General features: G+C 49.8%; 10 protein-coding genes. 5 read left to right on the forward strand and 5 right to left on the reverse strand.

All coding sequences use genetic code 11. From position 1 onward, the window contains the following. Positions 1-16: 16 nt before the first annotated feature. On the forward strand, positions 17-2,167 hold the full coding sequence (locus HOK28_22205) for a hypothetical protein (GenBank protein MBT6435820.1): 2,151 nt from the start codon (positions 17-19) through the stop codon (positions 2,165-2,167). Between the two features lie 13 nt (positions 2,168-2,180). Here the strand turns inward: HOK28_22205 and HOK28_22210 are convergent, their stop codons facing one another. The 4 genes from HOK28_22210 to HOK28_22225 form a co-directional block, all read right to left on the reverse strand. Beyond that, the gene (locus HOK28_22210) at positions 2,181-2,648 is read right to left on the reverse strand and encodes a VOC family protein (protein MBT6435821.1); all 468 of its coding nucleotides are present in this window, start codon (positions 2,646-2,648) and stop codon (positions 2,181-2,183) included. Positions 2,649-2,786: 138 nt separating this feature from the next. Continuing rightward, complete coding sequence (locus tag HOK28_22215) at positions 2,787-3,653, reverse strand: hypothetical protein (protein MBT6435822.1); 867 nt, start codon at positions 3,651-3,653, stop codon at positions 2,787-2,789. Continuing rightward, complete coding sequence (locus tag HOK28_22220; GenBank protein ID MBT6435823.1) at positions 3,650-4,978, reverse strand: DUF1552 domain-containing protein; 1,329 nt, start codon at positions 4,976-4,978, stop codon at positions 3,650-3,652. The genes HOK28_22215 and HOK28_22220 overlap by 4 nt, the downstream gene beginning before the upstream one ends. Further along, positions 4,975-6,630: a DUF1592 domain-containing protein gene (locus HOK28_22225; protein MBT6435824.1), complete on the reverse strand. Its 1,656-nt coding sequence runs from the start codon at positions 6,628-6,630 to the stop codon at positions 4,975-4,977. Before HOK28_22225 ends, HOK28_22220 begins: the two co-directional genes overlap by 4 nt. 333 nt (positions 6,631-6,963) lie before the next feature. Between HOK28_22225 and HOK28_22230 the strand changes: the two genes are divergently transcribed. The 3 genes from HOK28_22230 to HOK28_22240 all read left to right on the forward strand — a co-directional run bounded on the left by HOK28_22230 (position 6,964) and on the right by HOK28_22240 (position 8,955). Then, positions 6,964-7,611, forward strand: coding sequence for a hypothetical protein (locus HOK28_22230; protein MBT6435825.1), 648 nt, complete (start codon positions 6,964-6,966; stop codon positions 7,609-7,611). A gap of 41 nt (positions 7,612-7,652) precedes the next feature. Beyond that, entirely contained in the window at positions 7,653-8,081 is a 429-nt protein-coding gene (locus HOK28_22235) for a hypothetical protein (GenBank protein MBT6435826.1), read from the forward strand. 103 nt (positions 8,082-8,184) lie between these two features. Continuing rightward, positions 8,185-8,955 carry a hypothetical protein gene (locus HOK28_22240; GenBank protein MBT6435827.1) on the forward strand — a complete coding sequence of 257 codons (771 nt, stop codon included), beginning with the start codon at positions 8,185-8,187 and terminating at the stop codon, positions 8,953-8,955. A gap of 36 nt (positions 8,956-8,991) precedes the next feature. Here the strand turns inward: HOK28_22240 and HOK28_22245 are convergent, their stop codons facing one another. Beyond that, a complete protein-coding gene (locus HOK28_22245; GenBank protein MBT6435828.1) occupies positions 8,992-10,929 on the reverse strand; it encodes a hypothetical protein in 1,938 nt (645 codons plus the stop codon). A gap of 669 nt (positions 10,930-11,598) precedes the next feature. On the opposite strand from HOK28_22245, the gene HOK28_22250 reads away from it, so the two are divergent. Next, entirely contained in the window at positions 11,599-12,852 is a 1,254-nt protein-coding gene (locus HOK28_22250) for a hypothetical protein (protein ID MBT6435829.1), read from the forward strand. Positions 12,853-12,865 lie beyond the last annotated feature (13 nt).

Genomic DNA, 12,865 nt, shown 5'->3' on the forward strand with positions numbered 1-12,865 from the left:
GGCTCGGAGGACCACCATGCGACAATCGTTTATTTTATGGATCACTTTAAGTAGCCTCTCACTCCTCTTGCCCAGAGAGACCCTTTCACAAAGCAGCGTCAGTGACCTCGGCCAGCAACAGCCTGAACGTATCATTGGCCTCACTGAGGGCCGCTTCGCCATCGAGCATGATGAACGGGTTGAGATATGGAAAGCCGGCACTGGTATTATGAAGCGGCATGCGTTCGCGATGCCCAATGGATACCAGACAAACGATGTGGATATTGCCGTTGGCCATGATGGTCGTGTGATCGCCATTATAAGCGGAACCAGCGCTGAGAAGGACGACAAATGGAAATCAATGGTTTCCATGGCAACCTGTCTCCCCGAAGCCAACACATGCAGTTACGAAACTCTAACCGAGCGTCAATCCACGGATAAGTCTTACTACAGGCACTCATTTCGAGGTGCTCTCATCAGCCCCAATGGAATCGCTCAGTTTAAAGTTGTCCAAAGTCATACAATAGAAAAAACCGTCGACAAGAAACCAGTAACCGAGACAACCAAAAGCTACTGGATTCAGTCGAGCGACGGTACCCAAGAGAAAAAAAGCTTTCTCTCAGACACGTTATGGATGACCGACAGTCAAGGCAGCGAAATCACGTTCAACGCAAAACCCATTCGCGGTAAGCAAATCGGCGCCTCCCGTAATCATTTACATATTCAAAAGAACAACGCGACGTCTTCCCTGGGCCCGTACATCTACTCCTGGGATGCAGCTCTGCTTAACGACGACACCATGATGGTTTCCTATATGAACCCTGATGCCGAGTCCTTAACAGTGGCTAAGGTCTCTCTGCTCGGCGGCCAACCAGCGCCGCAAATCATCGGTCTACCTGAATCAGGCCTGGCCCAGCGCATGCTTACACGGCCCGACGGAAAAGCCTGGGCGTGTGTTTACTATTTCTACCGAAACGCCTTCTACAAGGGCTTGAAAATAGTTCACCAAGAAGATGACAGACAAACAATCACCGACCTCACTTGGGAACCCAATCGCAATATAGGATGGAATCTAGACGGTGCAGTAGCAGATGATGGCTCCATTCTCCTTACCTGGAATGACGATGTTCTCAGGGGTAAACAAATATTTCGACACTACCCATCCATGCAGGCCTTGGTCGATAGCGGAAAGCCCGAACCCACTGGATGGGAACGTGAGCCACAAAAAACATTTTTTCTCGGCGGACTCGGCGCCATCTATGACCACCACCATTTGGTTTCCTTCATCAGTGATGACACACCGCAAACCATCGACACCGAATATGACTTAGCTCCAGCTTTGAGCACTCAGGCCATTCTGGAGGGGAAGATTGGAACAACAAAAATCGGCGCAACCTACCTGCATTCAGTCCTCAGCGACTCTTTAGAGGATTCAATCGGCATCGGTGCCAAGCGCCTATTCCAAGTCGTCACAGCTTTCGCAGGCTGGGAAAAACTATTTTTAGACTATGATGTGCAGTTGAGGTTTGAATGGGGACGACTCCAAGGCGTCATGAATGTCCCAGATCAGCCTAACCTGTCTCAGGCATTCGATACCAACTACCAGAACCTTGAGGTTAGCCTACTCAATGACTTTCGTCTTAAAATAGGACTTGAATTTGGTCGACTAAATGCGCCTATGCCTGTGTATGCATGGGGCATCCAAAGTGGAGATATGCGATACACCTTCTTAGACAGTGGTATTCGCAACACTGAGATGCTCGATTTCTCTCTCAGCCTTGGTTACTCGCTCTTAGACTACACCGCCAAGTATGAAGTGAACGTGTTCAGGCCCTATATCGACGGCAAACTTAAGGGTGGTGTTCTCCTGGGTATAGCCGATGAGAGACTGGAAATACCGGCAGGGTTTGACGATGAGATGGCATGGGAACTGGGTTTTACGCTTGGAGCCGAGATCGAGACCGGTATTCTATTACAACTTCGGTCCTACGCACTGCATGGCCTGGGAGGATTTGTTCGAGTGGGTGTAAGAGGCCGCATTCAGCTAAGAGCCGCCGGTGGGCGTCCAACAGATCCTGCCGACGACGACGACGATGAGAGCGGCCCTCTCTTCGACGACAGCCAATACGTCATGAACCTTCTCCACTTATCGGTGGGTCCGTTTATACAGGCAGGAATCGTATTTTAACGTGCGAACTCGATTACTGCCCCATAAAGGCAATCACCTCTTCAGGAGCTTGGACCAACTCAATCAGAACGCCAGCTCCACCGATGGGTGAATCCTCATTGCCTCTTGGATGGATAAAACAAATATCGTGACCGGAAGCGCCCTTGCGAATCCCACCCGGTGCAAACCGAACGCCACTTTTTTCTAACCATTCGTAAGCGACCGGCAGATTGTCTACCCAGAGCCCTATATGGTTCAAGGCAGGCTGATGCACCCGAGGGCGAGCATCCACATCCAACGGTTCCATGAGGTCGACCTCGACCTTCGTAGGCCCTTGTCCAAGTTCGAGAATATCCTCCCGCACATTTTCTTTTTCGCTTTCGTAATCACCCACCTTCGACAAGCCGAAAAGGTTTACCCAAAGGTTTGAAAGCTCGGATTTATCCTCTGCACCTAAGGCAATCTGTTGCAGACCCAGTATGCGAAATGGACGGTCTTTCATGCTTATTCTCTTTCTTGGAGGGATCATGATTGAAAATTCCCAAGCCAGTGAGCCCTATAGTTGTACCGGGCGAGCAAAGACAAGGATTAGCGAGAACAAGGCGCCAAGGTGAGGCCCGTTTAAAGATAATGGTGGTTGTTATGGAGAAGGAACAGACTGTCTTACCACAAATGCGGTGGTTCCAGAGAAGTTAAAAGCCGCAGAGAAATCGGTGCATTTGCCATCAACTCGGTTGTAATCAGTATTGTCCTCAAAGAAAGGACCAATAAGCTCTGCCTCGGCGCGGGCGCCTGTGTCCATCAGGTCGGCGATAAACTCAGCTGGCTTGATAAATCCGCCCAGTAGACCATCGAACGAGCCGTCCTCATTGATGTCGATACGAACTTTCCCAGAACGAACCAGCATACCGAAATTAGCGTCCAGGATATTGATTGGAACTGTGAATTCCACCGGACCTGCTTCTAATTTCCCATCAATGATTTGCGCATTCTCCACCATAGACGATGAACCTTCCTCGTCGGCGTAAAATGTTTGGTCGGGAGCTATCAGCCCTTTGGTGCCGATGTCTGGATCTGCGATTCCTCGCAAAATATGAACGGTCACGTCGTCATCATTCACGAGGTCATCTACACCTTCAAGCTCAATCATAATAAGAAATCGGCCCTCATTAATGGCACCCTGAATCAAGCCTTGAGTTGCTTCGCCCACAAGGCCCTCTAGGTCAGACCAAACGTAAGCCAGCTGATTATCGATCCCCCCATTACCTGCACTATCGGTGCTATCGGTCGTATAGCAGTAGTCTTCGACCGGCTCAGTCGAATTGACACCATCTAAGTCGAACCCATCAGACACACCCGGAGACTCTTGTGAGAAAAACTCAAATTGGCGAATAACATTCGCATGTGATTGGGGTAAAACGAAGCCACCTTCCACTTCTACACCATTCTCTCCAGCACTGCAGGCCATCGCGCAGAAGGCCGTGAAAACCAATAAAAGAATTCTCATAGTTCCATTGCTCCCACACCCGAATTAACTCGGCCGTCATCCAGCCCCCACTCATCACTCAATACACCCATCGCGTTCAAAATAGTGAACGGGATTTTGGAAGCATTCTCACTCGTACTCGAGCGGTAATGGAAACCTGTTTGCACTGCCCCGCCCGCTGTTCCTGCCACAATCAGTGGGTACTCATCGATTTGGTGAGTACGTGCGTAAGACACGTCGGTGGTTCCTAGAATAAGACTGTTATCCAAGAGATTGCCATCCCCTTCAGGAACAGCCCGCAGCGCCGATAGATAAGCGGCAAAATCTTCCATGATACTTTCAGTAATCATTTGCACCTGTGGCATATCCCCGGGCTCATCATGCGTAAGCTGATGATGGCCTGCAGTAGCGTTCGGATACAGACAATTACTAACGCCGTCGGAGTAATAATAACTAAGCACTCGCGTAAGGTCACAAGCATAAGCCATCACTGAAAGTTCTGTCATCAATGCAGAACGCTGCTTCATATCCGGTCGACCATTGATATCCGCAGGCGTTACCGCCGCAGCAGGTCTTGAGCAAGCAGCAAGGCTTGGTGGATCCTCCTCCATTCGAGCAATCCGTAACTCCAAGTCACGAATGGCCGAGAGGTGCATATCCACCCGAATCTTATCCGAAGCACTCAACCGCTTGTTCAACTCGTTTACGTTCCCCATCACCACATCGAGCACGCTTCGCCTTAAGGCAAGCTTTGGATCCACGATGGGGTCATCACCTGGCGCTGTAAAGCCAGCGCCGAAGATTCTCTCAAAGAACAAGGCAGGATCACACTCTGGTGGGTTTCTACTTTCGGGCCCGATATAGGAGAGCCCAGATGTACCCGGCTCAATACCAACCTCAAGTGACCGAAACCTGGTTTCTCCACCAATCTCAGCGGCCAAAACCTGGTCGATGGAAGGACGTTGAAAAACCTTGTTATCACTGTTGGGGTTTAGGACCGCTGCGCCTGAGAGGAGCCCAGCTGGCCCTGATAGGTGTGGGTCATCATTGGGCGTACGCACCTCGAAACCAGTTAGTACCGCGATGTTGCTCTTTAAATCAGCAAATGGAGTGAGTTGTTGCGAAAGCGTCCAGTCAACACCTGTATCTTCAGGTACCCAAAGGTCCGGATGCACACCGTTACCCCAGTAAAAGAGGCCAAACCTTTTCGGGAAACCTGAACCCGACGCATAGGCCGTACCGTTACTGTTTAAAAAAGCCTCCAGTGGCGGAAGACCAATGCTAACGGTTGCTCCGGCCAGAGCACCCTTGAGAAACGTTCTGCGGTTTAAGCTCTTACTTTTCATGGTGACTCCTCGACTTCCTGCGGCGCACCCACTTTAGTAAAAAGTGGGCTCATAATGAACTCCATGATGAGTCTCTTCATACGGTAGCCGTGTCCTTCAAATCTATCTGACAAAGTGCTTACCCAGCTTCTCTCTTCTTGAGTAGCCACTCGACCCATCGCATAATGGGATAAAGTTCGAACCATGCACGGCGCAAACGCCGGGTGCTCCCGAACAGCCGCAGCCAGCCCGGTCATATCTTCAAACCTGGCACCATCGAGGTCACCCGAGGCGTCTATTCTTTCACCGTTATCTCTCTCACGAAATCGCCCTATGCCATCAAAGTTCTCAAGAGCTAGACCAATAGGATCTGTAAATTGGTGACAAGCAGCGCAACCTGGTTCGGTAAGGTGCTCCGCAACGCGCTCTCTTAGTGTAAGCGTGGTACCACTTGGCTCAGGAATGGATGTGTCGACATCTACAGGCGGCGCAGGAACTGACTGGCAGAGAAGAATATTTCGAACAGCCCTTCCACGAAGCGTCGCTGAAGATGACACTGGGTGAGCATGTAGCCCGAGAAACGATGCCTGACCTAATAGTCCAACACGCTTGCTCTCCGGAGTAAGCTCCGTGTAACCGAACCCTTCTTTTACTGGAGCCGGAATTCCATATAGAGCCGAGAGGCGAGCATTTACGAATGCATAGTCCGCCGTCACGCTATCTCTAAAATCTCCGTTTGTATCAAAGACAATATACTCCAAAAGCTGCAAGGTTTCCTCGCGAGCATTGGCACCCAATTCGTTGTGAAAATGTTCAAAGATCTCAGGGTCTTTTGAGTAAGATTCCAGCTTCTGGAGCTGAAATTGTTCGGAGAAGAAGTTACGAATCCCAAGGCGAGCATTCGGATGCTCTAAAAGCCGACTTGCTTGAGTAAAGAGGCCTTCACGGGTTGCAAGGAGACCACTCTCGGCAGCGTTGAGAAGCTCAATGTCTGGAGTGGCATTCCATAAAAAATAGCTCAGACGAGACGCTAAATCGAAGCTCGTAAATTCACTTTGAGCCCCGGCTGCGAGTTCTGGTCCAAGCTCAACGCGAAAGAGAAAATATGGCGATTGAAGAATCGCGGCCATCGCAAACACAAGGCCCTGCTCGAAACTGCTAAGCGTTTGAGAGGCAAGCGTTGCCACCGTGCGAATCTCATCAACCTCCGCTGTCGTCAACGGCCGTCGCCAAGCTAGCTTCCCAAAGGACTCGATAAAACTATTCGTACAAGCATCGTCGACGACACCCTGCGCCGTGCACGAGAGGAAGCTAGAATGGGCGCCTGTTTCAACGGCTTGCTCGGCAATAGAATACGCGGTGGACTCAAGCGTTTCGACACCACGCGGACTGAAAGTTGTGGTTGACGCTCCAATTGACAGTAAGCCACCTTCTATGGTGTCCGGTTCTGATAATTTAGGGACAACAATGGTATCCCCGAGTAAGGCCCGTACACTTTCACTGAATTGGCTTCGTGTAAGACGCCGCAAGGAGCTACTGCCTGCGTCTTCAATCGAATAGGATTCCGGCGAAGCTACATCGTCGAGCGTTAAGGCTGAATCAAAAGGCGACTTAGATTCAGTACACCCGACCACTAAAGCAAGTGCCGCGACGATACTAAGATAGTTCTTCAACGAATTCTCCTCAAAGATGTGTTCCCAAGCGCCTTGGAGTGAAGCGCACGAGGGTGGATATTGAACCAGGCTCAACCAAACAACTCAACTCTTTGAGGGAATCATGAGCACGCGCTAGTTTTAATATTTCTGGCCGTACTGTCAAATGGATTAGGCACAATGAATGTTTATATATTGTAAGTAATGTAAGTAACTTAAGATGACCCAAGAACCCCATGATTTAACCGCGGCTCCCAAATTGCGTCCGAACTCCAAGAGTTGAGTCGCGATAAGCGTAAAGGTATGAGCCAATTGGATGTTTCTTGGGTTATGATGGATTACTGAGGGCTGAACATGACAACTTTGATTTTTCTTCTATCCACATGGGTTGCCGCGCCTCAGCCCATCGACTTCGACAACTTAGTCTGGGAACCCTTGGACACGACCGAAGGAATCTCCGTTACCCGGGCTAATATCCCACAGATGGATATTCTAGGCGTTCGTGGCAACGGTAACGTTGACCTGCATATCTCCAAAATCTGGTCATTGTTTCGAAACGTTTCTTTGCAAACTCAATGGATTGACCGACTCAAAGAGACAAAACAAATTTCCGAACCAGGTGAGCCATCTGTTCGTTATTATTCCGAGTATTATTCGCCGTGGCCCATATCCAACCGTGACTTTGTTTTTCACCGAAACATCAACATCGATCAAGCCGCCAAGAGCATTGCCGTGGTGGTTCATTCGGTGGATGACGACCGCGCCCCCAAGACCGACTGCTGTGTTAGAGGTTGGTTAAGCCGCGCTTACTGGCGATTCACCGCCCTGCCCGGTGGAAAGACAAAGATTGAAGTGGAGGTCATCACCGATCCAAAAGGGATGATACCTACTTGGATAATCAATCTCGTCCAGAAAAGCTGGCCCGTAAAATCTATTGGTAACTTGGTTGCGAGAGCGGCCCAAGACGACATTACACCGGTACCCGAGTTTGCCACCTGGTGACGTCCGCCGCCTCAACCGAAACCGCACCCCAGGTTCAGTTTATGAAGTTTCAAAAAAATGATGGAGGAAGGCTCAAGGCCGGCTGGAAAGGCAAAAATGCTGGCGACTGTGTCGCACGAGCCATCGCCATTGCTCTTAAAATCCCATACCGAGAGGTGCGTGCCGAGCTCGATGCCCTCAACAAGGAAATGACCGGTGGTTTCGAAACAACCACCAACCACGGTACCACCGCAGCTATTTACCATCGGTACTTAAGCGACCATGGCTGGGTACCCATCCTCACAAAGGGAGCCTACCTTAAGGACATCCCCACACGCGGTATCCACATCGCTGTCATGACTGGCCATATTGCAGCGGTCGTTGACGGCACACTCCACGATGCTTGGGACAGCCGTAAATGTCGCCGCACTCGCTGCGGCTCCCCAACTCTCCGCGGTTACTACACCCAAGCTCCGCAAGATGTTCTCTAGCTCTACGTCGTGCCCAAACTATGCCCGTTCACCTTGCTATGGTCGCTAAATAGCGTATACCGCGAATTCTCCCCTCCCTACTGAAACGAAACGAGTCAATATTATGCCAGAAGAAATAGAATCATTAATTGGATTGTTAATCCTTTTAGTTTTTTGCATCGTCGCTGTACTTGTCATCTTTGGTAAGAAAATTCGGAGTCGCAAGCTCCAAGGGTTGGCCACTTCGCTTGGTTACACTTTCTCAGAAGCTGACGAGAACTTCCTCAAACTGAACCCAAACCTCCGCACACTCCATGAAGCACCTGAAACAACTTGCTACCATTTTATTCAAGGCCAAAATGGTCCTGCCTCAACAACTTTCTGCGAAATGGACTACATGGTGACGGTTATGGGCAACCAGGCTCAAGCTTCACGCAGTGTCATTCTTATAAAGCATTCAGAACTCAACCTCCCGCACTTCTATATTTTCCGTGAAAATCCCATGATGAAAATGGGTGGCATGGTCAAAGATGCTGGAAGTCAATTGGCCGAAGGCCTGCAGGAGGCTGGAGTTGAAGTCTTTGGTACCACACAGACCACAGATAATGGTGCCCCACCGCTTAACACTTGGGCAAGCTCTGGTGGAATAAAACTCGCCAGTCACCCCAAGCTTAACAAAAAGCATGGAGTTCAAAGTACTGCCGCGCAAAACCTGAATGCCTTCCTCGACAACACGATGGTTGAGGCAATCATTGAAAGCGGTGACACCACCTGGGAAGGTTGTGGCAACGTGCTGGTTCTTTGCTCAAATCACAAAAAATGGAGCGTCGGGCAGATCAAAGAATACCTTGAACACAGTCAATGCTTCCTTACTGCCGCCTTAGCCAAGAATTAAGAGGCGCTGCGCAGATTACCTAGAAATATCTGTCCGCTATTGAGGGTCGAGCGTACGGTAGCGTTCATCCACCAAATCCACGAGTTCATAAAAGTCGTCGTAGAACTGCAAGCTCTTTTCACCATCGGCAAAATTCGTCCAAAAATTACCGCTCGAACAAACACCACTCGGGCATCGCCCATTTGGATAGATAAGAATAAATTTGCCCCATTTGGCCACGTGAGCGGTTGATGTCTCGACCATCGCTGATTGCGTAAAAATAGAATAGGCAAGCTGGTCTGTGTGGTGTTGTCCTTGTCCATGGAGGAAGAACAATACTGGGTAACGTTTGTCGGCATTTTCCGGGTCAAGGTAACCTGGCGGCAAGATGTAAGAGTATTCCTGCGTGGTTCCCAAGGTCTGACTCTCATAAGTGTCACTGCCAAAGTATCGTGTATCGCCAATCGGGTTTGCCACGACTTCATGGTCCGCGTGTGGCCAAGTATGCTGCGCTATCGCAAATGCTCCAATGGCCCGGTCGACCACTTGGTCAATGGTTCCGACGTGATTCCCGTCACCCTGAGCAATTTCATATGGGCTAGCATTAACGTTCCCATAACGAACATAGGAATACTGCGTTAGCTTTTCATAGTCGGGCTCAAAATGGTCAAAATCCTTTAACCCCTTACCTAAAGGCGAAAAGTCTTGGAAGGTCCTCGTGTTCTCTTTGCCCACCCGTGCTTCCAGCTCACCGAAAAACCGATTTGAATGAATCGCAGTGTTTAGGAAATCGCGAATACCTGCATCCATGTATATTGTGAGACGCTCAAGATCTTCCGCTGAAACGTCTTGCAATAGTTTATGGGGATCAAACTTCTCAGCATGTGCCCAACCAGGAGCGCGGTCAAAGCCCCCCGTGCCCTCGCCAAAATCTCCAGTGCCCGGTACGCCATCGATGCCGTCATCCAAATAGGATTCGCCTTCATCAAACCAGTAGTTGTTTTCGCTACCACTCGGATTGTTAAAGGGGTCGTAATCATCCCCAGCTGGATCAGGATTCACTTCTGGGTCATAGCCATCTTCAAGATCGCTCGGTATACCGTCGGCCCCGAAATCATCGTAACGCTCAGATGAGTTGTGGATGACCGGTTCACCAAAGTCACGACGACCGTTGCTGTTAATATCGACCGCCAAAAACAAAGCCTGAGACTTGTTGCGAGCCGTATCTGGAGTTAACCGAGCCCGTACCGCCTCTTCACTGTGTGCACCATCATTTTCATGACCGTCACAAAAAGTGATCACTGGGTACTTCCCTTCGGGATTATATTCAGCGTTGTAAAAATTTAGATTCACAATTGGGTTATCACAGCGCTCTTGAGTAGATAATGCCAACCACTCACGGGTTACACCTGGCGCCGCCCACGTGATATCGGGATTCAATTCATAAAGTGGACTGCCATAGGCCTTCAAAATATCTTCGATAGAGTTAATCAGGGAATGACGACCATAGCTGGCACCTCGGCCTCCATTCGGCCCTCTCCACCAGTTATGGTAATCGCTGATAAATTCCCACATTGGCAATGCGTCCTGCCCCAACCATTCATTGGGAACAACTGTTTGCTCAGGCTGCAGGTTCTTCGTGGCACGCTCGGTGTAGAGACCACAAAAACTATTGTCTGAGTTTAAATCGTCACCTGAAGCATGCAGGCTTTCGAGATACTCAAGCGAACAGAACCCACCCATCCAGCCGCGGCGAATCGTGCGACTAAATCCCTGCAGGTCAATTAGAGGGGCCCCGAGGATTCCAACAAAATCCCAGCGTTCGGGCTGGCTTAACGCGAGCTGTGCCGCCGCGCCTCCGCCCATGCTCACACCTGCTATGGCTTTATTGGTAAAATGCCGAACTTTTGGAACGTCCTCAGCAATCCCCTGAGTTTCGCTGCAACCACCCATCACGCTTAGCGCAAGCGCCAGACCTATCAATCTTCGATTCATTTTTTTCCCCATGTCCCGTAGGCTGATGTACCGAAAATAGGCACAACATCCGACCTGACCATAAATGTCGATTGCCCATCCGTAAAGCCGATACAGCCAGAAGAGCGAGGCTTGAATCCGGATTATTTACTTTTCATGGGTATCAAACGACCATTTAATCGTCCCGGAAGTTCATTAAAAACAGTGCTGAATGCTCCATCAACACCCCTAAGTAGCTAATATTATTTATAAAAAACAAAAACCAGCACGTAGCACAGCCTATTTGCTGCATTGCTCAGGTTGTAACCTGAAACCGTCGTTACCTGCCCGCACCACCTCACATGCATCCAAGTCCTCGGGTCTCTTTTAGCTGAAATAAAAACACTTAGTGGAATATATTAAATAGACTTCAGCAAGTGCAGTGGTCGGCAGGTCGAGTCATTGGCCGCTTATCAACCGAGTGTTTTCTCAAAACGAGCCCTCGCCCACCGCAAACATCTGAGGTGACACATTAACTCATCAATTTTTTGATTTTTTTAAGCGGATTCCGTAGCAATTTTCCGCTTTTTGATGAATACGGCGAAACCTGTATTCGTCACGACCGATTTACAAAGAGAGGGCTCGAACTTAACCCAGGACCTTTTACTATCTAAAAGGTGCGTCCCTGCCCGTTAATGATTGTGTATTCAGATGCTTAAGCTCATTGTCCTCATCACCTATTTGGCCACTCCCACCGCAGAACCCGTGGCAGAACCCGCTCTTGTGCCGGAAACGCAGGCTCCCACCAAGGGAGAACCTAAAGAAGCTTTAAAGCCTCTGCCCGATCTCGACGCCGTGAACGATGCTGAGCAGAAGTTTATCTTCTATAACCCCGACGGCATCGGCGCCCACGCCTTTCACACCCCATGGGCTATCATCATCGAGTCGGGGCTAGAAGAATATGACGCCCGCCCCCTGAGTAAGCTGAATTTATTAAACGGCCAGAAGAAAGTACTACAGGCCTTCGGTGACCCCGCCGGAACCATCAAGTCTTATGGCGCCAAGAACTTTCTCTATCAACAAATCCTACCACTCAATACACTCACCGGTGGGCCGCCAGCATTCATTCCCAATTACCTCTGGCATTTCCTTGGCGGCGGTTTCCGGCACCGAATGATGACTGAGTACTATACTCACAAAGGCGCGGAGTACCCTCAGCTCTATTCCTGGTTAACGCTTTACGCCGGACACTGGCTTAACGAAGCAGTTCAAGCCCAGAAATTTAAAACGGGATCTGCCGATGCGCTTGCCGACTTATTGTTCTTCGATTGGATTGGTAAAGTCATGTTTCTCAGTGACGATGTCTCGCGCTTCTTCGCCGACACATTGCACTTCAGAGACTGGACATTCCAAACATCCTACAACCCGTTAACCAATAGTCTTTATAACACAGGACAACTGATGTGGGCCCGAGTTGACGTTTGGGGCGGCGTAAGCATATCCGGCTTGTCCGGTCATCTCATCAATGCTTTGGGTCTAACCTATTCCCACAACGACAATCAGACTCAATGGTCCTCCGGTTGGGGGCTTCAAGCTCGGCGATTCAAGCTCTTGCCAAATGGCGATTTAGCACCTGGTAAAATGCGGTGGTGTATCTTTGGGGCATACTCTGAAAATGATAATCCCCTCGTTGTGGTGGTCGCTAAGCAGGGTTTTGACGATGTAAATACGCTCTATGACGAGAAAGCTCCGGAACCGAACACGCTTCAAAACAACAACTTCGTATTGGCGGCGAGTCTTCAAGTAAACATCTACCCGAAGTGGTTAGAGGTCTGGGGCCAAAAGCTCGCGGTTCATGTGTCTTGGATGCAAGGAACAGTGTTTATGGGCATCGGGCATAATCTCCTACCACTGGGCATGAGCCTTTCACCGCAGCTTGCTGAAAAGTACCGCGACGACTTCTAAACAGCCTCCATGG

It is taken from the genome of Deltaproteobacteria bacterium (assembly GCA_018668695.1).
Lineage (GTDB): Bacteria > Myxococcota > XYA12-FULL-58-9 > XYA12-FULL-58-9 > JABJBS01 > JABJBS01.